Origin of the sequence: Bacillus sp. FJAT-45037 (genome assembly GCF_002797325.1) — a bacterium.
Classification (GTDB): domain Bacteria; phylum Bacillota; class Bacilli; order Bacillales; family Bacillaceae_D; genus Alkalihalophilus.
Map to the genome: position 1 here is coordinate 39,318 of NZ_NISN01000004.1, position 21,737 is coordinate 61,054.

Here is a 21,737-nt window from a genome sequence, read left to right on the forward strand (position 1 = left end):
ATAGAATAATGAAAAAATATATTGGGATTCTTTTTATGGCTATGGCAGTAACTTTGACTACCTTATCTGGAGGAGAAAGCACGGAAATAAGTAGTAGTGACCCAATCTGGCCACCAGCTTCCCTGGAGCAAACGGTAGTACACAGTGACCCAATTTGGCCACCGGCTTCCTTGGAACAAACGGTATCAAACAGTGATCCGATTTGGCCGCCAGCCGCATAAAGATATTATCTAATTGACAATATCTATAACTGATTAAAACACCTTTGATTGATTTTCAAAGGTGTTTTTTTATTATAAGTTTAAATCTCCCAACCATAGTATTTAATAAGAAGTGGGTACGGTACTTAGATCAACACGGTTGATGATCAAGCAACCAGAGAGACTAATTTCTTAAGAAATCGACCTCTTTCAAAAATATAATTTCAGAATAGATTCATAATATAAGTTTTTTTATGAAATTTTCCCAATTGTGCATTTATTGTTTATGCGTAAAAATAAATTTGTAGCAGCTACAAATCATAAATCAAAAGGAGGAAATTAAAATGAAAAAGAAACCATTTGTAAAACCAACTCGTGTACCAGTTTTATCTGAGAAATAATTTAATAATACTTAACGTAAATAAGGCGGAGATTAACTCTCTGCCTTATTTTTAAAAAAAGGAGAAGATTTATCAATGGATAGAATTACTAAAATAGCATATATAGCTAATAGAGATTGCTTACTTTGTTCAGATATTAGAGGCAGGGTGCATTATTTAGATCGATGGCTAAACTTACTAAAGTCATCACCTTCTACAGCTTATACAAATATGATTAACGCTATTACATTTACTGAAGAATTTATATTTACACGTGATATTAAAGGTGTAATCGGAAAGTGGGATGCAGATACTTTACACCCACTAGATTTTCATGATGATTATTCACTAAGAGAGAATGAATATTTAGAGTCTTTAGATGAAGAATCCTCTCCTAGCTTAGCTAGAGGAATTGCTGCTTTCAATGGAAAACTATACACCACTAATGGCTATGCTCAATTCGTCGTGCTAGATCAAGATACATTTAATGTGATTAAAATATACCCACCGTTTAATGAGCTTTCGTTTGTAGATGGTATTTGCGTTGAAAATGCAGATATCCAGGCAATCTCAGAAACTTGTGGAATGCTTCATCTAGGTAATATTGAAACGCATGATTTTAGCAAGAAAATTTCTATTGACAGTGGAAACGTACATATTATTCGTTATGACAAAAAGAATAGTCGATTTATCGCAACCCAAGATTACGGTTTAGATGAAGATAAAAATGTGCGTAATGGCATTGTTACATTAGATATGAAAACGTACGAGAAAAAAGAATATCATTTTACCACTGATGATGTGGAATTCTTACAGTTTTCAGATGATTATACTTTAGTCATTGCAGGTGGATTCGATGGTAAAGTCCACATCTACGACAATAACGAATCAGAATTAAAACTCAAAAAGATCCTAGGTCCATTTAGACATCAATTGATAGGAGGCTCCACTATTGAAGACGATTTATATCTTTTGATGCAAAGTGGGGAACTTATTAGAACAGATCTAGAAGGAAGGATTAAAGATGAACTAGATTTTGATTATAAGTGTGTATGGTCAATTGAAAGTCACCCGACAGAAAGTAATTTAATTTATTGCGCAACAGGTAAAGGTGTAAAAGGATATCGCTTTGAAGATGCACCTTATAACAGTGTAAATTTCACCCTTGAATTTGAGAATAATCATTCTCTAGGTATCACATTCCGTGTCGTACCATTAAATGATGGTTCTTATATTGGTCTAACTCGAAAAAATATTATTTTCCGTAGTAATGAGCAGGGAGAAATTCTCTGGCATAATACCGTCGAAGACCTACCTAAAAATGTAGCAGTGAATGCAGAAAACCAATTCTGTTTGCTTGGTTTAGATAACGGTAAGGTTTATGAACTTGATGTAGAGAAGGGTAAGATTGTTAGAACAACAAAATTAAACGCTCCTGTATACGTGCTAGCTTATAGAGAAAACGGAGAAAAGGTAATTGGAACTAAACCAGGGGACTTTATCATTTGTGATACAGAACTCAATGTGCTCAGGGAATTTGCTTTAGATGGTTATCCAAAAAGAATGATGAACTTCGGTGAAAAAGAGTTTGTTGTTGGTTCATTTGGACTGGTAGAGTTAAATCTTGACCAAGGTGAAGCTGTAAACACCTATACAGAGTTATTATGGAACACAAAAGAGAATGGTTCATTACTCGGAGAATATAGCTTTGTAATAAGCTACGGAAAACAAATTGGGGTGTACAAACAAGGTACAGAAGAGATGGTAGGCCTAGTGGAACCTCTATATGACTTTCCGAAAGGCATGCTTGGCATAGAGAGTCAACAAGACCATGATATTTTGTTAGTTGGAGGCAATGGCGGTTTTATCAATGTATATAGAATAGTGGATGGCTCTCCAATTAAAGTAAGGGAATTATATGTATAAATTAGATGGTGATGTGTTGAAGAGTTCTATTAAGGATATTAGATGGATCGAAATACCAAAAGGTACTGCCATTATAGGTAGTACCTTAGAAGAAATAGAGGCAGCCAATGATTATTGGAAAACAAGATTGCTTGATCCATCTTATAACGAGAAGTTCAAGGAATGGTTATTAAAAGAGTATCCTTCACACGAAGTAGAACTAAAACCTTTTTTGATATCAGATATCCTTGTTACGAATGGAATGTATAAGGAGTTCTGCCTTGATATGGGTAGTGATATTTCTGAACCAGAGAGCCTAGTAAATAAGGATTTGGGTGGAGATATGACATGTCCTATTTGGGGGGTAACTATACAAGAAGCGTTTCAATTTGCTGATTGGTTTTCAATGAAATACGGGGTGAAAGCGAGCCTACCTACAGAAGCCCAATGGGAATACGCAGCAAGAGGGTCTACTCGGAGAGTTTACCCATGGGGAAACGATTTTTCTCCCACTAAATGTAATAGTTTCGAATCCAATATTGGCCGCACCAGTCCAGTGAGAAGTTATGAGGCAGGTAAATCATATTTTGGTCTCTATGATATGGGTGGAAACGTCGAGGAATGGGTTGATACTAAATATAACGTGTATCCCTTCGGAGTGAAAATCACTGATGATCTAGTGGATGAGCTTGGTGAGAAATATTACATTTTAAAAGGAGGGTCCTTCGCTAGGGGAGGAGACCTTTGTAGGGTAGCGCGCAGACATGGTAGACACCCGGATGATGTATTTAGGTATACGGGTTTTCGATTAGTAATTAATTAGGTCACAATTTCAAGGTGAAGTTAATGAATCAGCGTAGAAAAATGAATATGATATTTGCCGCTAATATAGTTACTTCTGTAGGTTCCGGTATCACTGCTTTCACGATCCCCTGGTTAATTATTAACATGGACGGTGGAGAAAGAACATACGGTATTCTTTTTATCTGTGTGTCGATTGGTATGTTCTTCCTTGCGCCATATGCTGGGATATTAGTTGACCGTTTTCCGCGGAAAAAGATCTTACTTTTGTGTGAATTTATAGCGGGTATTTTATGTAGTGTGGTGCTCATCACCTATCTTTTATCAGGAGCAATGAGTATTTACTTACTTATTATTCTTATGATTGTTACATCTATTTACTCTTCTGTACAAATACCTGCTTTACTTGCTTTTACTCAAGAGTCTTTTACTAAAGATGAATATAAAAAAGTTAATGGTCTAATGGAAGTTCAAAGTCAATCAGCTACCTTTATTAGCGCAGGTCTAGTTGCGTTATTAGTAGGCAGAATTGATCTCTGGATCATTTTCTTGGTGGATGTGGCATCCTTCTTCGTAGCTTTAGGAATTCTTTTTTTAATCCCTTATAAGAGTCAGTTGTTTCCAAAGAATTCATCTGCAAGTAAACCTAAAATGTTAGAAGACTTAAATAGTGCATGGAGTTATATGAAAGTAAATAAGGCTCTAATGGTATTGCTAATGTGTTCATTTATTCCTTTTATAATGGTTTTAGTAGGAAACTATCTTAATCCAGTCTACATTTATAGTGACTTAGGAGCAAATCCGGATATCCAAGGATATGCAAGTGTTATTTATGCATTAAGCGCAATTTTAGGGGGGATAGCTGCTACGGTTCTTTCTCAAAGATTCGGTGATTATACCTCTATAGTTATTACTTATATAGTTTATTTAGTTGGTATTATTGGGATTATCTTATTTCCAACAGTCGGTATTTTCTTGTTTATGAGATTGTTCGCAGGCGTAGGGAATGCAGGTAGTCGAGTATTGCGTAAAAATATCATGATGATTAATATCCCTAATAATATGATTGGAAAAGTGAATAGTTTCTTTAGCTCCATGAGTATGCTTTTACAAGCCATTTTAGTAGGTATTATAAGTCTTTCAATTAGTAGTGTGGGTGCTTTATTCTCTTTCTCTCTTATTGGAATTTTAATGACTTTAGGATTAATTGTTATGGGTACATCAATCATCATACTAAAGAAAAAAGAAATTACTATCCCAATCAACCATAAGGAAGGTGTTAGGTAATGAAATATGATATAGCAATCGTTGGTGGTGGACCGGCAGGTATGAGTGCTGCTTTATTTCTAAAAGGAGCTGGCCTAAACGTTAAATTGATTAACTCCGAAAAATCCCAATTGAAGAATGCTTGGCTGGACAACTATTTAGGTTTAAACGATATAAGTGGACCAGAACTCCTAGAAAAGAGCAAAAATCAGCTAAAGTTACGAGAAATATCTCTATTAAATGACGAAGTAACAGATATTCAATGGAATAAAAAAGACTTTTCCGTTGAAATGGAGAACAATCCTCCTATTGTTGCGAGTAGAATTCTTTTAGCAAGTGGTCAGAAAAGTGGACTTAAGATCGCAGAGAAGCTAGGACTTTCTTTAATTGAAAACAACGAACCCTATGTAAAACTTAAGGTAGAGGTAGATACTGAATATCAAACCTCCCATCAAGACGTGTATGCATGCGGTACACTAGTCGGAGTCTCTTCTCAAGCTATCATCGCTGCAGGGAACGGTGCACAAGTTGCGTTAAATATCATTAGCAAATTGTCTGGTAAAAGAGTTCACCACCATAAAACTCTCGCTTAGCAGCACTTTGTGCTGCTCTATATAAATTAAAAGTATATACTGCTTAGTATTTTATTTTACATTTCTTTTGATGCTGAAAGGGCTGGTTTTATGTGGGTTTGCGAAGAACATGTAAAAGTTGGGGTGAGCATTTTAAAATCACCACATATAAGAGGAAATGAAAATAAACTTAAGCTTAAATGCCTGTATTGTGAAAATGAGGCCACTTATGAATTGTATTATTTTAAGGTGAGTAATATAAACGCTAGGAGAGAAAGCGATGAAAGATATTGCTTATATGAGAGCAGCACTTGATCTAACAAAATTAACCTTAGGACAAACCAGTCCTAATCCTGTGGTTGGAGCTGTGGTGGTAAAAGAAGGAGTCGTAATTGGGGTTGGAGCTCACCTCAAGAGAGGTGACCATCACGCTGAGGTTTATGCCTTAGAAATGGCAGGGCAGCAAGCTGAAGGAGCAACTCTTTATGTGACTTTAGAGCCTTGTTGTCATGAAAACTTAACCCCGCCCTGTACGAATCTTATTATTGAAAAGAAAGTTAAGAGAGTAGTTGTTGGAATGCAAGATCCTAATCCAAAGGTAAGTGGTGGTGGGATTAAGAAACTACTTGAGGCAGGTATAAGAGTAGACGTGGGTTTACTAGAAAAGGACATTAGAGAAGTAAATAAATATTTTATAAATATTCAGGAGAATAAATTGCCATATGTAACGATCAAATGGGCATCTAGTTTGGATGGTAAGATTGCAACTGCTACAGGAGAAAGTAAATGGATTACTTCTGAAGGAGCTAGAAATGATGTACACAATTATAGAAACAACCATGATGCCATTCTAGTTGGTATTAACACAATTCTAAGTGATAACCCTAGATTAACAACGAGGGTAAATGAGGGATTGAATAAGCACCCTATTAGAGTTGTTTTGGACAATAGATTAAGAATGCCTAAAGAGTGTTATGTAGCAACTGATAGAACTTCACGAACACTAGTCTTTGTCTCAAATCAAGTAAGTGAACAATTAATACATAGCTATGCTGGTACAAACTTAGAAATAATTAAACTAGAGAGTGATCAAGTAAATACGACAGAAGTGTTAGATTACTTGGGCAGGGAAGGAATTAATTCAGTTTTTGTTGAGGGAGGAGCGTCTATTATAGACAGTTTCTTTAGAGATGGTGTTGTTAATGAGGTAGTTGTGTATATGAGCCCAAGAATTATTGGAGGTACTGATGCTCTCTCTCCAGTAGGTGGGATTGGGTTTTCTGAACTTAATAAAGCTCCTCATCTTGAAGTGAAAACTATTGATCAAATTGGATCGGATATTAAGATTACTGCTACGTGTACATACTCACAAGAGTAAAAAAGTACAAATGTTTTTTCCGTTACCTTAATTCAAGAATGTATGTGTATTCCTCCTAGAAGACAAAACAATGTAGATATTTATGATTCCGCCAAGCTTAGAGAGCAATTTACATTTAACCGTGAGGAAATATAAGCTTTAATGGAGGATGGAGTCACTACTTAATAATTCTATAATATGTAACGAGGGGGAATTTAATGAAAAAATCAAAAGAATTAGAAGTAAAAATGGATTTACCCTTAATCTTATACCTTTCATTTAATATCCAAATAAATTCTTCACATGTATTTCTACCTATAAAATTTACTATAAAAGTGGAATCTATGTATTAGAGGTGATAAAAAAGAAAGATTGTCTTACTTTCTTTTTTCATACTTTAGAATCAGCAAAAGATTTTGCAAAAAAGAAGTTCGATATCAAAGGTTCTTTTAGAAAGAAAAGAGATAATAATCAATCGTCTTCTTAGCTTTTAACCATAAAGGGAATTTAAGGATTGATATAACATCTGGGAATGACTGTCTCACTAATTTTTTAAGAAAGCGTGGATTTGAGAATGTTAGTAACCCTCCAGTTATGATCATAAACTCTGATAGGATGCCAGAAAGAAACAATACCTTATGGGCGATATCTGCTCAAGTTTTTGGATAAGTAATTCACTTTAAAACCTCCGCATGATGTAGCAACTGTGCCATCATAGAGAGGTTTTAATTCTTTTAAAAGGAATTCAGCTTTCAAACTTTAAATCTGGAGTGTAGGGGCTCCATGACAATATTTATCCTTACTCTAACATGGTGGTATTGCTAATATAAGCTGATTCTTCCTATTTATTTAGGGTATAATTTAAATGGAATTCCTTTGGAATCATGAATATCTTTGTGGCGCTACTTGCCGGATTAATTATTTTCCCTAGAGTGTTTACGTTTGGGCTTGAGCCAAATGAAGGGCCGCAGCTAATCTTTGTTGTTCTGCCAGCAATCTTCAGCAACAGAAGCCCCCGCCGGCTAACCATTGCGGGGCTCACTCGTTCCATATAGTTTATTCAAATAGTTAAAGTCACACTTACTTTATTAATAACCAGAATCCTCTGAAGTTAAATTTTCTAACATTGTATGATCCATTCGTTGAAGCGGCTTTTCAGCTGGACCTTCAATCACTTCTCCTCTATAAGAGAAGCGAGAACCATGACACGGACAATCCCATGTGCGGTCCCCGTGATTCCAGTTTACTTCACAGCCTATGTGAGTACAGGTCGTGTCAACAATATGAAGATTTCCATCTGGATCCTTATAAGCACCTCTGCGCTGTCCATTGACAAAAATAGCAGCACCCTCATCCTTAGCAAGGTCCTTCACATTTTTCTCGGGAATTTCCAACTTTCCTTTGATTAAATGTTTTACCACATCCGCATTTTCAACGAAGAATTTCTTTAAGCTAGGGTCCGCATAAAAGCGCGAAGGAGAATACAAGTCCTTATATGGATTACATGTCTTCATCACAAGATCTCGAAGAAGCTTAGCTGCTGCAGTTCCATTCGTCATTCCCCATTTACGGTACCCAGTAGCAATTAAGATCGAAGGATGATCAGCGGTGATGGGTCCGATGTAAGGGATTTTATCTAGAGTGGTTAAATCCTGAGTCGACCACCGATTAACCACTTCTTCATATTGAAGAACTTCTTTACCAAATGCCTCTAAAGCTGTGTAATGAGCAAGGGTATCTTTTCCTTGGCCTGTTTTGTGGCTTTCGCCGCTCACAATCACTAAAGACTCACCATTTTCTTTAATAGAGCGGAGAGAACGGCTTGGTTGATCTACGCTAAGATACATGCCATCCGGATACTCCATTTTCGTTTTAACAGCTAATACATATGAACGATCTGCATACATACGAGTTGAATAAAGGCCAGTCCCTTCATAAAACGGGAAATGAGAACAAGACAGAACATGCTTAGCTTCTACGCGCTTTTCATTACGAGTGAGGACAACAGCCCCTTGATCTTTTTCTTCAATATTCACAGCAACCGTCTCTTCGTAAATCTGTCCACCTTTTTTCTTAAATTCTTCTAAGAGAACTTTAAGGTGTTTCAGCGGGTGAAATTGAGCTTGGTCTTTCATAGAAAGGACCTTTTTCACTTTAATGTTAAAAGGAATCTCATTACTCAAATCCCCATCAATTTTAAGTTTGATATAAGCCTTATATTCCTTATCAAGCTTTTCAGCATATTCGTCCGTTGTCGCATAAAGATAAGCATTTTGCTTTTTGAAGTCACAATCAATGGAATGCTTATTGACCGTCTCCTCAATAAACGTTAACGCTTCGCTGTTTGCTTCATAATATAATCTCGCTTTATTTCTACCAATATGATTAATAAATTCATCATAGATCATATCGTGCTGTGCTGTTATTTTAGCTGTGGTATGACCTGTTGTTCCATTTAAAACTCTTCCGGCATCTAATAAAGCAACTTTTCAGCCATCATTAGCGAGGAGATAAGCTGTCGTGATGCCTGTAATTCCGCCGCCGACGATGGCAACATCTACTTTTAAATCTTCACTTAAAGGAGCAAAGGCAGGTAGCTCCACACTATCAAGCCAGTAGGATTCAGGGTAATGAGGGAGATTCCCATTTTCTTCATTCATTTGAGTCATTCCTCCATCCATTGTCATATAGATGAAATTATTTCCATTGGGTTGATGGAATATACAGCTATAGATAATATGGATGAAATTCAGCATAATAGATAGACCTCATAAAAAGAGGGATCGATATGAGAGAGTGATCAGAACGGTTCGTTTAATGCTTTAGAAGCAAGGTCTACTAGGGGATTTCCTGCTACTGATGTCCTATTACTCATAGTAGCAATTTCATTGAAAGCTTCTTTCTCATTATTTATCTCCGTTGGATTTGGAGTTAGTGGGTGGATATTATTTTTTACCATTCAAGATTTTCTTATAAGGAAGGCATCATCATACTGCTAATTTAATAGTTGGATAGATTCAATGCACTTCATGTTATACTAACGAGCAGAATAGTTGTGCGAAATGTTCCTAGCTTAAATGGAGGATGGGTACATCACTCTGGTAAAGGCTAGGCAGTTCCTTATGGAATTGAAGGGTTATATCGAAGAATCAAATGAAAGGGTAACGCCTTGAAGGGTTCTCTCTGAGTCGAGTAGCATTAAAATTAGTAAGAATGATAGTGTTATAAGCTCGGCAGAAAGGCGTGAGAATTTACCGTAACAGTGTTTTTAGCTGACGAAAGCCTACCCGATGGGGTGGTGTAAATCATGATGCTTGAGTTGATTGACTATGGTGAGGATGCTAAAGAACCTAAAATAAAGGGTTAAGCTGACGAACTTCTGAATGTACGGGTCTACACCTGCAATACATAGAAATGTGTATATCACCAAATCGTGAGGTTAGCAGTGGATGAGTAAAACTAACTATTATGAAAATCCATGATATGTTACAGGCATATGAACGGCTGACAGGCTTAAAGGAAGCACCTACGTTCTTTCTATAATAGATATAATTCAACGTTGTAAACTGATAACGTGGAGGGCTTACTCCCTATGAAATGGTAATAAGGAAAGCAATGATGAGATTAGTTATTGTATAACTTATTTTTGTATCAGTGAAGGTGGTGGCACAGTACCAATGAAATGTCTAATCCACATGGAGGGATAGCCACTAGACTAATAAAGAATCATTCAACCATGTAACACAGTTCTTTATCGGTTAATAAGGTTCTTGTCAGACTAAAAGAGGTTCAACTCCCAAGGGAGTCACCGACTTGTTAAAACGGAAGAAACTGCGACACAATGAGTATTATGATATGCAATACTGCTTTGATAATCTGTATGCTCAAAGTGTCGATGGTCAAAATTTCTATGACTTAATTGAAATCATTAGTTCGAAAGAGAATATACGTCTTGCCTATCGAAACATCAAAAGAAATACAGGTAGTAAGACGGCTGGCTCAAATAAATTAACGATTGAGGATGTAAAACATCTCTCAGTAGACGAAGTAATTGAAAAGATTGAAAAGATGCTCACATCCTATGAACCGCAAAAAGTAAGGCGTGTTTTCATTCCGAAAGCGAATGGGAAAACAAGACCATTAGGTATTCCTACAATATGGGATAGAATACTTCAACAGTGTATTTTACAAGTATTAGAACCTATATGCGAAGCCAAATTTCATAAACATAGTTATGGCTTCAGACCAAACAGAAGCACTCATCATGCGAAGGCTAGGTTTGAATTTCTTATCAATCAAACATGACTTCATCACTGTATCGATGTCGATATAAAGGGCTTCTTTGATAATGTGAATCATAGTAAATTGCTTAAACAAATTTGGTCGCTTGGGATAAGGGATAAATCCTTGCTCACTATCATTTCAAAGCTATTAAAAGCAGAAATTGAAGGTGAAGGTCTTCCGACCAAAGGAACGCCCCAAGGTGGCATCTTATCGCCACTTCTTTCGAATATCGTCTTAAATGAATTAGATTGGTGGGTTAGTGACCAGTGGGAAACCTTCGAAACAAGATTCAATTATAAGTATCCTGGAAAATACTATCCCCTGAAAAAGACGAAATTGAAAGAATGTTATATCGTAAGATATGCTGATGACTTTAAAGTCTTATGTCGTACTCGAACACAAGCTATTAAAATGAACTATGCAATTAAAGACTTTTTAAAAACTCGGCTACATCTTGAAACAAGTGAAGAGAAATCTAAAGTAATGAACCTAAAAAAGAATTCGTCAGAATTCCTTGGGTTTTCGATTCGAGCCATTCGAAAAGGTAAAACGCGAATGGGTTATGTTGCTCAATCGAATATGACTAAGAAAGCAAAATCCAATGCATTCACCAAAATTAAAGAGTCAATCAAGGTAATACAAAAGAAGCCATGCATTGAAACGGTTTGGCATTACAATACCGTTGTCATGGGGATCCAAAATTACTATTCAAGTGCCACTCAAATCACAAATAATTTAAGTGAGTTAGCCTCCTATCTTGGAAAGACTTTATATAATCGACTAAAGAGCCTCAGAACAGAAGCGAAATTCTCTGATATGACTTCTACATTACAAAAAAGCTATAAAGGATATGAACCTAAGTTTTATAAAATTAGGAATATGGTATTTGTTCCTATTTATGCTCAACGGCATAAAACTAACCTCTGTTTTTCTCAAGATATCTGTAATTATACGGTTAAAGGCAGAGACAAGATACACAATACCCTTAAAGCAATAAATAAAAATGTACTAGCTTATATTATGAAACATTTCATCCCAAATCGAACGATTGAATATAATGACAACCGTATTAGTAGATTTATTGCTCAATACGGAAAATGCGCTGTATTAGGGGTTGAACTTGGAAAAAGGGATTGGCACTGTCACCATAAGAACCCCTATCATCTAACAAAAGATGATAGTTACTCAAACCTTATCGTGTTACATGAAGCCATTCACAGACTTGTACATCTGAAAGATGTTAATAAAATCAAGTCGATACTCCAAACATTTCAATTAAACAAAAAGCAAAAAGAAAAGATAAATGAACTCCGAAAACTATGCAAAAATGAATCAATCTAAATAGGGAATAAAGACTTCGCTTCACTAAATACATAGAATTGAATGAATTGGATTAGTTGGAACGCCGTATGCGGTGAAAGTCGCACGTACGGTGTGAACAGGGGGAAAAGGAAGCGATAACTTCAAATCCTTACCTATCTGTACGAACAACACATAATGAAGTGTAGCCTTACACAAAGGTTAGTCCGTGTAAGGCTATTTTACTAGAGGGAAACTTCTGTTTTTAAAGTAAGGGCTTTATGTAGATAGTCATTACATTTTTCTGGGTTATTTTTACTTTTATGAAACCATGCTAGTTTGAGTGAAATATTAAACAAAGTTTCTTTTCTATTTAGAAGCTGGGCTATGCTATTAGCTTTCAATAAAGAGTCTAATTCCAAAGAAGTGTTATCTAACTGTTTGTATACACCACTTAAAAGAATAAGACATTCTAGTTCATCAAATTTAGAATTTGCCTTTCTAAAAAGCATCAAGCTTTCTTCAGCTAACTCTTTAGAAAGTGAGAACTCTTTATATTTTAAATAGATATGAGCTAACCCCATCTTATTCCTTGCCACTCCAAGGTTGTTATTCAGGTTTATATTTAATTCCATGCTTGAGCTAAAATAGTCTTTTGCACTAGCCAAATTCCCACTCTGATTATCTATTTCTCCAATATTATGAAGAATTTTTGTTAGAAGAACAGGTTTGTTAAAGTTATTAGCATATTCTTGGGCTTTTGTTAATTTAGTACGAGCTAGTAAGTAGTATCCATTTCTAGTAAACAATATCGATGATAGGATTAAAGAGCTTATTAAATATTCTTTGTCATCCGGTAATAAATTCTCAATTGATTCTTCACAAAAGTAACTAGCCTTATTAAAGTTATTTAATCGATAATACGTAGAAGCAATATTATATTGAAGAATACCTTTATAGCCTTTGAGTGTTTGGTTACCTAGTAATTGAGCGTATAAATCTTCAAATTCAGTTAACGCCATTTTATACTTTTCTTTAGCGAATTTGATTGCTGCGAGTTTAATCTTGCACTTAAACTCCCCTTTACTTTCACTAGATAAACTAGAGAAGGTAGACATCGCCTCTTTTAATTGCTTTTCTGCCTCCTCCAATCTTCGCAAATTAAAATAGTGATTGCCTAATTTTCTATGGGCTTCAGCTTTAAAAGAATATAAATGTGAATCTTGAGCTAGTTCTATTATGGTGAGGTAGATCTTCTCGGATTTCTCATGTTGAAGAGCTTCGAAAGTAGAAGCTTGAGTTAATAAACTTTTGATTTTATCAATTACCTTTTTATCAGTAAATACTTCATTACTTAAATTTAGAGCGCTTACAAGATGATTATAAACTGTTGGATGAATTTCAGTTATCTTACCATTCTCGATATTACTTAATGTGCTGACTGAAATTATATCACCAGCAACCATGGTTTGAGTCTTCTTTTGGCGTTTCCTTTCTTTCCTGATAATCTGACCAAAATGTTCCATATATGAGAACCTCCTTAAAATTTTTATGTCGAAATTTTATTGTTTTCAAATGGAAAGAGTGATGTATGATTATTTATAACTAGAATATAAGGAGTGAAAAAAATGAAAAAAATAACAATTTCTTTTTTGATCAGTATATGTTTCCTATTTACCGTTTCTACGATGAATGTAAGTGCTTCTGATGATGTAGGTGCCTTTAAAGAAACCTTGCCAATTTCTGAAACCACTCAACCTTAAAACTTGATACTATGATTATATAAAATTATTTATCTTTTTGGGAGTAAAATGAAATGACAACGAAACCCATCCTGTGTATTCAACATGCAGGGTGGGTTTCTTTTTTATAAAATTTTTGAATATTTATTTTATTTTTTTTGCTCATAGGCAAATTGAGAATTTTATCTAATTTGTAAAGTGAACAAGCCAGATGGTGCTGTTGTTCAAACAATTAATTATGGGGGTGAAGTGTATGAAGAAAAACTCAGGTACTTTAAAACGTATCCGCCTTGAAAAGGAGCAGCCGAAAGATGGAATCACATTAGCTGTTGTTGGGGCAGGTACCGGAAGCGTAAAACTTGATGAAATTGATTAATTAATACTTTTCTTAAGAGGCGTCTAGGCGCCTCTTAAGCAAGTTAGGTGGTGTGATGAATGGTAAAAATACCATATCAAATAAATGATGGAGGACTGGTAGGGTTGATTCCAACCGGGAAAGTCCATTTCTTTGAGGAAACGATACAACCATTATTAGATGAAGTTAATAATGGAACTCGTAATGCCTCTTCTATTAATTATCATGAATATATGATTGAAGAACCTTTAGTAGATCTTGATAAATTTCATTTGAGTGCTCCAGCTATAGCTTTTATTGAAACTACAAATTTATGTAATTTAAGGTGCAAACATTGTTATGCCAACTCAGCTCTAAAGAGGCCAAATGAAATGTCTACGGATTTGATTAAAGAAACAATTGATCAGCTAGCTGAAGTAGGAGTCTTACAGCTTTTTTTAAGTGGAGGAGAAATTTTTGCTCACAAAGATGCGGTAGAGATAATTAATTATGCGAGAACAAAACCATTCTACACACAAGTATTCACGAATGGAATGTTAATAACAGAAGAAAAGTTAAAAGCCCTCACCCCGAATACTTCTTTTTTTATAAGCTTTGATACTGCTGATCCAGAAAGAACGATTCGAGGGGGAATGGATTTCCCTAAGCTAAGAGAAAAATTCGAGCTAATGAAGAAGTATGGACATGCTTTCCGTACGGCCATTTCAGTGCATCGATATAATCTAGACGATGCAGAAGAGATATTTGAATGGTGTGTAAACAACGGATATCCACGCCCGCAATGGCTAGAAACTCATCCTATTGGACGTGCTCTACTACATCCAGATATTTTATTGCAACCAGAACATATCTCAAAATCAATTGAAACTTATAAACGATGTATGGACAAGTTTAGTAAGCCTGAATACGAAGCTCCTCCAAAAGATGAGTCAAAAGAAGCTACTAGAATGTTTAGTCTAGAAACGATTAAATTTTGTCAGAAGCTAGAACGAGCAACTAACCAAGAAAAATGTGGTCGTTCTATTGCATATATAAATAGCGCCGGTGATGTATATCCATGTAGTAATTGTATGAGTAATGAAGATTTTTTGGCTGGGAACCTAAGAGAGCATTCATTCGCTGATATTTGGTCAGGTGGCTTTGATGAATTTAGAAGCATTACTTTTGATGATTTTAAGAGCTGTCAGTCTTGTTCTGTGTATCAGGAAGATATTTGGTGTCAATTTCGATGTCCGCCACTTGCCAAGAATGTATCCAAAGATAAGTTAGGTTGCGGGGCGACAGAGTATTTACAAATTTTTATGATTGAAGCAAACCGTTATTGGGAGCAACGCAAGCAAGAAGGATATACTCTCAAACTTGAAATGCACAAATAAGGGGGATGACTATGTCTACTAGCTATACTGAACTAAACCTTGGAGAATTACTTAAAAGACACCCAGAATTACAAATCTCTCATTCCGATTATAATATAAACGTAACGGCAAATTTTGGAACGAAACTAAGAAGTGGTGACGCTGAAAAAATGTATAAAGACTTCGATGGTGCCGGAAAGCCTTCCACTTTATATTTTCATGTACCACTGTGCTCGTATATATGCCACTTTTGTAATTACGTCAAAAAATATCTCGCGGAAGACGGTAATGAAGAAGAAGTTTTAGAAAATTGGGTTAACCTACTGATTAAAGAATCTACCGAAAATTTACATAGGAATAACTGGGTAAGCAAAGCGAGAATTGAATCTATTTATATTGGCGGTGGAACAGCCTCTCTTTTGAAGCCTCGCCATCTGAGGAAACTAATGACCCATATCAATGCAAATTATTATATAGCGGACGAATGTGAAGTTTCTTTAGAAGGTAATCCCGATAACTATCAAGGAGATGAGTTAGACCAAGCAATTGAAATGGGCTTCAATCGCTTTAGTATAGGTGTACAGTCTCTTGATGATCAGGTTATAAATGCAGTAGGACGCAAACACGATCGAGCCATGTCACTTAGCGCAATCGATAAACTCTTAGTTACAGAAAAACCATTTAATGTGGATGTCATCTTCGGCTTACCTTATCAAACACCGTTGAGTATCGCTGAAGATGTAAGAGTATTGTGTGAAAAAGGAGTGCCTACTATTACCATATATAGGTTGAGGAATGCCGATAGGCAGAAGATGGGTATTGGTAATAGCTCCTTATGGAACAATAAACGTGTTAGAGAAAAGATGGAAAATGCGAACCTGTTTCCTAGTTTAGAGATGACTTATACCATGCGTGAAGAAATACTGAAGGTCTTCCTAGAATATGGTTATCAGCCAAGCCCTTGTGGTTGGTGGAGCCGTCCTAATACCTATGCAGAAGGTAACATACCACAAATTTCAAAAAATAAGTGGGAACGTTATGATTCTATGATTGCCTATGGTCCTGGTGTATATGGATGGTTGACAGGTGGCCAAGATACAGTACTTCAAACACATAATATCAGCGATATAGGAAAGTATGTAGAAGCAATGGAAGGTAATGAAAATCCTTTATCATTTGGAAGGTTATTAGAAGGGAATCAAGCGATCTCGACAGCTCTTGGGTTTAACTATAAAGCTAACCAGCCAATTAAAGTAGAGAGATATCAGAAACAATTCGGTGTCAATTTGTTAACCGACACACCTTATGCTGAGGTAATTTCTTCGTTAATTGAAAATAGGTTATTAATTAAAGTCGATGAGAATACTCTTATCCCTACTTTAGATGGTGAAGCCTTACATGAAGAAATTATTTCTATATACTTTCACAATAAGATTGGAAACTTCACAACGGAAATTTGTAACAAATAATGCCCTATGATTAAGAATCTAAGAATATATGAAAGCCTCCCTTCTGGTGACTATGAGCATTGTCTACTCATTGTACAGTCTGGTCAGATGAGCCGGTATGATGAAGCGGGGGCTTTTCAAGAATTAGAGTTATATAACCGTTTAGAGGATAAATTGAAGGGAAAAAAGGTTGGGGTAATTAGATTTGATTTCCCTGAAAGAAAAGACTCGTCCAGTCCAATACTTGATGAAGAATACAGTAAAAGGTTGGATCGGCTGCAGAGAGTCCTATCTACTGTTAAAGAGAAGATTGATGATAATCAGTCTATTACTTTAATGGGTATGTCATTAGGGGCAGATCTAATTATGGATATTGTAAATACTTTATCTAACAAGTTATCTATTATTTTAATAGGGTCTGTTATTTTTGAGGAAGTTCACATCCCTACCTATATAGAATCTGTTTCATTAATCTATGGGAGTGAAGACTACATTTCTTTAGAAGAAGAAGTTACCATGGAAACTTTAATCAAACCTGAAACATACGGTATGGATAGTTTGAATAATATTGAGTGGGAAAAAGATCCAGCGCTCGTCATTTTAAAAGGGTTAGGTCATTCTTTAGACGTGAACCAACTGGAACATGATGATCCTGTAAAGACTTTAAGTGACCTGATACTAAGGAGGGAATTTCGTGAATCAAAGTGCAAAGAGATTTGATGAGATTGCTAATAATTTTCTAAATAGTGAAGTTCATAAGTCTAGCCCAAGCATTGAAATTTTAAAAGATTTATTGGGAGATCAAACGGATAGTCGTATTTGTGATGTCGCATGTGGTGCTGGGCACTTAGGTTTATCGTTTGATTATAAAGAATTAATAAGTGTAGATCCTTCAACCTCTATGTTAAAGAATGTTGCTAAGTTAGCTGAATCTAAAAATAAAAAGCTGCAGACTGTGAACGCTTATGCGGAGGAACTACCATTTCCTTCAGAGGCTTTTGATGTTGTGATGACAAGGCTGGCTGCTCATCATTTTAATGATATTAAGAAAACAATACAAGAGATGAATAGGGTGCTGAAGCCAGAGGGCCATGTTTGCATAATTGATCTTCAAGGTTATGATGACGAGTTAATAGATCAATTTAACCACGAGATAGAAGTTTTGCATGATGAGACTCATGTAAAAAGCTATTCTTTAAGTCATTGGGTGAATTTACTTGAAAATGAAGGTTTTTTAATTGAAGAGACCAAAGAAAACCTTAGTGAGAAAACTGGTGGAGTTAGTGTGAAACGATGGTGTGAGATTGCTTCATCAGGTCCAAAAGCAGAGGCAGCCATTCGAAGTAAATTAAAAGAAGCTCCTGCAACATTGATTGAAAGCTTAGGAATAGAATATAAAGAAATTGATTTTTTTATTCCTGTGCGAACAGTCATGCTTGTAGCAAAGAAGCGATGATCTTATGCCAATTATAACTATTAAGAGTCCATTGGCAGCCCCTAAAAATGAGGAATTATTAAAGAACATTTCAATAGAGGTGACACGTTTATTAGAGATACCTCCTGAGCACTGTTGGATAACTTGGGTGGAAACTAAAGTGTTTTATAAAAAAGATTGGGAATCAACTGATAGCCCAGCTCCTATTGTTCATATTCTCTGTAAGGAATCGCACAATTTGGATAAGGTTAAAAAGATATTGAGAGCTATACAGCAGCTAATTTCAGGGATGGAGACTTGTGATAAAAAGGAAATCTATATAAGTGTTCAAAAATTAGAAAAGGGAAATATATTAGTCAGAGACGAGATATGGGGTGGATAATATGGAGACGTATCAAGGGAGTTATCTTGGATTTGTCAGCTCCCCAAGGAAAGAAGTGGTCGATGATAATTGGGGAGGAGTGGTTAGTAAAATCGAGTTAAATGCTGACTTACCTGAGGATTCTCTTAAAGGGTTAGAGTCTTTTTCGCATTTAGAAATTATTTTTCATATGAATCAGGTAAAGCCTGAAAAGGTTGTTCTAGGTGCTAGGCACCCTAGGAATAATAAAGAGTGGCCATTAGTTGGAATATTTGGGCAGAGAGCGAAGGCTAGACCAAATGCATTGGGCGTATCTAGATGTAAGCTTTTAGAGATAAATGGAAGAGAGCTAACAGTCCAAGCATTAGATGCCATTGACGGTACGCCTGTATTAGATATAAAGCCTTACATGAGTGAGTTTGCGCCTATAGGAGAAGTTAGGCAGCCAGAGTGGTCTGGTGAGTTAATGAAAGATTATTATAAGGATCTAGAGGGATGAATTTTCTGAAAACTAGAAATTTTGCTCTCTTTTTTATTGGGACATTAATTTCTAAGATAGGTGATAAGCTATATCTTTTGGCTATGCCTTGGCTTATCTATGAGTTAACAGGCTCTTCTTTTTATATGGGGGTCATGTTCTTTCTAGAAACAATCCCATTCTTGTTTATCTCACCAATTGCAGGGTTATTAGCAGATCGCTTTTCCCATAAGCTTTTACTTTTCACAGCAGCTTTATCGCAAGGTTTATGTCTACTCGCTATAGTAGTGTTTCATTTATCAAGATATGAGAGCATTATACCAATTTTTATATTCGGATTCCTCATTGCTTGTGGGGGGGCAATCTTTAGTGTTGTTTTAAACAGTATTATTCCGTCAATGTTTTCTAAAGATAGGATAGTTAATGTTAATTCTTCTTTTCAGTTTATTGATTCCACGTCACTATTATTCGGGAGTGCTTTAGCTGGAGTATTGATTAGTCTAGTAGGAGCACCTCTGGTTTTGCTTATTGATGCAGTATCCTTTCTCTTAATAGCTGTGATTGTATTATTCTACAAAGTGAGTAAATCTAACAAGCTGAAAGTAATGAAGGGGCAGTCGTTTAATCACCTCCTGCAAGGTGCTAAATATGTATTTAAACACACTACATTAGGTCCTTTAATTACTATTATGATGTTAGTGAACATTTCCAACGCAGTAATTGTAGCCATGTTGGTATTTTATTCAAGAGATGTTCTTGGCATAAGTGCAGAGCAATTAGGTTTGATATATACCATAACAGCTGTATTTCAGATAATTTTAACACTCTTGATCCCATCCATTACAAAGCGCTTTAAACATATAAATCGGATGTTGCTTATTTGTTTATTTATTAGCTGTATTGGAATTGGCATGGTGGCTTTAAGTGTGGAGTGGATTACACTAAGCATAGCAATGGTTGTCCACACTGCCCCTATCATTATTTTTAATGTAATGAATAAAACATTACGAATGCAAATAGCTCCTGAAAATCTCTTAGGTCGTGTAAATGGGTTGTTTTTGATGTTAAGCAAATCTACTTTACCCTTAGCAGGATTATTAGGAGGCGTTTTAGCAGAGTTTTTTGATTTGAAGATAATCTTTGGAGTATTGAGTGTTTTCACATTATTAATTATTACTAGGTACTGGTTCCATCCATTTAATAATAAAGAAAACTATTCTCAAGAAAAAGCTATGTAAAAAGGGAGAGACTAATATGAACATTAAATTGTTACCGCTAGAAATAGAAGATTTAGGGTTAGTTTACGAGTTATATAACGATTCACAAGTTTTTGATACGGCCATTCTAGGGTACAATTATCCCCAAAATAAACCTTCATTAAAAAGTAAACTAGAGTCTTGGATTAAAAATGGTAAACAAAAACACTTTAAAGTAGTAAATGATAAACAGGAAGAAATTGGTCTCGCGCAGATATTTGACATACACACTGTAAACCGTTCTTGCAAAATAGGCATTATTGTGAAGCCTGACTTTTGGGGAAAAGGATATGCTACTCAAATCCTTCATGCTCTTGAGGAAATTTGTTACGATCATATTGGTTTACGACGCATAGAGGCAGAGGTACTTGCAAATAATCTAGCCATTATGAAGCTACTAGAAAACCAAAACTACAATAGAGAAGGAACTCGTAAAGAAGCTATCTTTAAAAAGAGTGAGCATATAGATGCTCATGTGTATGGGAAAGTTGTTTAAGCTCCTATTATAGACGATTTTCACCACTTGAAATATTGGATAGCTGACTAATGAAGGTGCTGTCACTAGCCGAATTTTGGAGAATAACATGATAAATCAGCCTGCTGAGTATTAGCTTGGTAGGCTGTTTTTTTGCCGTGGTCGGCCCCGAATCGTAATCCCAAAAAATTGGCATCAGGTGTTTCATTAATTAGCGGCGGCAATGACGGTTTCATGCATATAATTGATTCATTGCGTATGCCATTGATCATCTTAGATGAATTCTAAACTTAACATGTGGATCTGATCCTCAATGAGTTCTAGTAGAATTTTTCGATCTTTGTTTATTGGCTCTATTGCCATGTGGTCTTTTCTATTATTTGAGGGAGATTTACTGAGTGGTGATTTCTTCAATATCTTATCGTTTTCTTTTGGAACCATTTTTATCATTTTTTCCATCATAACAGGTTCATTTTTGGAAGGTTTTGAAACGAAGCACCAGGTAAAAACGTACCTCCCGCTTTCCATGTTCATCTACGAGATCTATTCTGTCGTACTTTATAATATTTTCATGATCGAGATCAACATCATGATTATCCTTTCATTTGCGATAGTCATTAGCTTGATTGATTTGGTAGTGAGTAAAATGGTGAAAAACAAATCTATGAGGCAGGATTTAGCAAATGTAGTATTAGCTTTTCCGCTGCTTGCTTTCTTCATGGGATTTGTGCTCACTAATTTTATTTAAATAACCTTGCAGATAGTTAA

19 protein-coding genes and 3 pseudogenes are annotated in these 21,737 nt (G+C 35.6%); 20 read left to right on the forward strand and 2 right to left on the reverse strand.

Features of this window, described 5'->3' with window-relative positions:
- Positions 1–8 precede the first annotated feature (8 nt).
- The 8 genes and pseudogenes from CDZ88_RS16780 to CDZ88_RS18090 all read left to right on the forward strand — a co-directional run.
- On the forward strand, positions 9–221 hold the full coding sequence (locus CDZ88_RS16780; protein WP_100374779.1) for a hypothetical protein: 213 nt from the start codon (positions 9–11) through the stop codon (positions 219–221).
- A 455-nt stretch (positions 222–676) separates the two neighbouring features.
- Positions 677–2,506, forward strand: a complete 1,830-nt coding sequence (locus CDZ88_RS16785) for a WD40 repeat domain-containing protein (RefSeq protein WP_100374780.1) — start codon at positions 677–679, stop codon at positions 2,504–2,506.
- On the forward strand, positions 2,499–3,308 hold the full coding sequence (locus CDZ88_RS16790; protein WP_100374781.1) for a formylglycine-generating enzyme family protein: 810 nt from the start codon (positions 2,499–2,501) through the stop codon (positions 3,306–3,308). The genes CDZ88_RS16785 and CDZ88_RS16790 overlap by 8 nt, the downstream gene beginning before the upstream one ends.
- A gap of 23 nt (positions 3,309–3,331) precedes the next feature.
- The gene (locus CDZ88_RS16795; RefSeq protein WP_100374782.1) at positions 3,332–4,573 is read left to right on the forward strand and encodes an MFS transporter; all 1,242 of its coding nucleotides are present in this window, start codon (positions 3,332–3,334) and stop codon (positions 4,571–4,573) included.
- Positions 4,573–5,145, forward strand: a complete 573-nt coding sequence (locus tag CDZ88_RS16800; RefSeq protein WP_100374783.1) for an FAD-dependent oxidoreductase — start codon at positions 4,573–4,575, stop codon at positions 5,143–5,145. The genes CDZ88_RS16795 and CDZ88_RS16800 overlap by 1 nt, the downstream gene beginning before the upstream one ends.
- A gap of 259 nt (positions 5,146–5,404) precedes the next feature.
- Positions 5,405–6,502, forward strand: coding sequence for a bifunctional diaminohydroxyphosphoribosylaminopyrimidine deaminase/5-amino-6-(5-phosphoribosylamino)uracil reductase RibD (gene ribD, locus CDZ88_RS16805; protein WP_100374784.1), 1,098 nt, complete (start codon positions 5,405–5,407; stop codon positions 6,500–6,502).
- 453 nt (positions 6,503–6,955) lie between these two features.
- Entirely contained in the window at positions 6,956–7,150 is a 195-nt protein-coding gene (locus CDZ88_RS17675; protein ID WP_100374854.1) for a GNAT family N-acetyltransferase, read from the forward strand.
- Positions 7,151–7,353: 203 nt separating this feature from the next.
- Positions 7,354–7,482: pseudogene (locus CDZ88_RS18090) on the forward strand (hypothetical protein); the annotation flags it as partial.
- 87 nt (positions 7,483–7,569) lie between these two features.
- On the opposite strand, the pseudogene CDZ88_RS16815 reads toward CDZ88_RS18090, so the two are convergent.
- Positions 7,570–9,150 (reverse strand): annotated as a pseudogene (locus CDZ88_RS16815) (FAD-dependent oxidoreductase).
- 1,186 nt (positions 9,151–10,336) lie between these two features.
- Here CDZ88_RS16815 and ltrA point away from each other — a divergent pair.
- Positions 10,337–12,106: pseudogene (gene ltrA / locus CDZ88_RS16820) on the forward strand (group II intron reverse transcriptase/maturase).
- A 203-nt stretch (positions 12,107–12,309) separates the two neighbouring features.
- Here ltrA and CDZ88_RS16825 read toward each other — a convergent pair.
- Entirely contained in the window at positions 12,310–13,590 is a 1,281-nt protein-coding gene (locus tag CDZ88_RS16825) for a helix-turn-helix domain-containing protein (RefSeq protein WP_100374785.1), read from the reverse strand.
- A gap of 102 nt (positions 13,591–13,692) precedes the next feature.
- On the opposite strand from CDZ88_RS16825, the gene CDZ88_RS17860 reads away from it, so the two are divergent.
- The 11 genes from CDZ88_RS17860 to CDZ88_RS16870 all read left to right on the forward strand — a co-directional run bounded on the left by CDZ88_RS17860 (position 13,693) and on the right by CDZ88_RS16870 (position 21,717).
- Positions 13,693–13,827 carry a hypothetical protein gene (locus tag CDZ88_RS17860; protein ID WP_269799278.1) on the forward strand — a complete coding sequence of 45 codons (135 nt, stop codon included), beginning with the start codon at positions 13,693–13,695 and terminating at the stop codon, positions 13,825–13,827.
- A gap of 232 nt (positions 13,828–14,059) precedes the next feature.
- Positions 14,060–14,182: a hypothetical protein gene (locus CDZ88_RS17865; protein ID WP_269799279.1), complete on the forward strand. Its 123-nt coding sequence runs from the start codon at positions 14,060–14,062 to the stop codon at positions 14,180–14,182.
- 59 nt (positions 14,183–14,241) lie between these two features.
- Entirely contained in the window at positions 14,242–15,537 is a 1,296-nt protein-coding gene (locus tag CDZ88_RS16830; RefSeq protein WP_232718770.1) for a radical SAM/SPASM domain-containing protein, read from the forward strand.
- A gap of 11 nt (positions 15,538–15,548) precedes the next feature.
- Positions 15,549–16,985: a radical SAM protein gene (locus tag CDZ88_RS16835; protein ID WP_100374786.1), complete on the forward strand. Its 1,437-nt coding sequence runs from the start codon at positions 15,549–15,551 to the stop codon at positions 16,983–16,985.
- Positions 16,986–17,072: 87 nt separating this feature from the next.
- Entirely contained in the window at positions 17,073–17,684 is a 612-nt protein-coding gene (locus tag CDZ88_RS16840) for a hypothetical protein (protein WP_157796593.1), read from the forward strand.
- On the forward strand, positions 17,659–18,420 hold the full coding sequence (locus tag CDZ88_RS16845; protein ID WP_100374788.1) for a class I SAM-dependent methyltransferase: 762 nt from the start codon (positions 17,659–17,661) through the stop codon (positions 18,418–18,420). Before CDZ88_RS16840 ends, CDZ88_RS16845 begins: the two co-directional genes overlap by 26 nt.
- 4 nt (positions 18,421–18,424) lie before the next feature.
- The gene (locus tag CDZ88_RS16850; RefSeq protein ID WP_100374789.1) at positions 18,425–18,781 is read left to right on the forward strand and encodes a hypothetical protein; all 357 of its coding nucleotides are present in this window, start codon (positions 18,425–18,427) and stop codon (positions 18,779–18,781) included.
- A gap of 1 nt (position 18,782) precedes the next feature.
- Positions 18,783–19,259, forward strand: coding sequence for an SAM-dependent methyltransferase (locus tag CDZ88_RS16855; RefSeq protein WP_100374790.1), 477 nt, complete (start codon positions 18,783–18,785; stop codon positions 19,257–19,259).
- The gene (locus CDZ88_RS16860; protein WP_100374791.1) at positions 19,256–20,476 is read left to right on the forward strand and encodes an MFS transporter; all 1,221 of its coding nucleotides are present in this window, start codon (positions 19,256–19,258) and stop codon (positions 20,474–20,476) included. The genes CDZ88_RS16855 and CDZ88_RS16860 overlap by 4 nt, the downstream gene beginning before the upstream one ends.
- A 16-nt stretch (positions 20,477–20,492) precedes the next feature.
- Positions 20,493–20,990: a GNAT family N-acetyltransferase gene (locus CDZ88_RS16865; protein WP_100374792.1), complete on the forward strand. Its 498-nt coding sequence runs from the start codon at positions 20,493–20,495 to the stop codon at positions 20,988–20,990.
- Positions 20,991–21,282: 292 nt separating this feature from the next.
- The gene (locus tag CDZ88_RS16870) at positions 21,283–21,717 is read left to right on the forward strand and encodes a hypothetical protein (RefSeq protein ID WP_100374793.1); all 435 of its coding nucleotides are present in this window, start codon (positions 21,283–21,285) and stop codon (positions 21,715–21,717) included.
- Positions 21,718–21,737 lie beyond the last annotated feature (20 nt).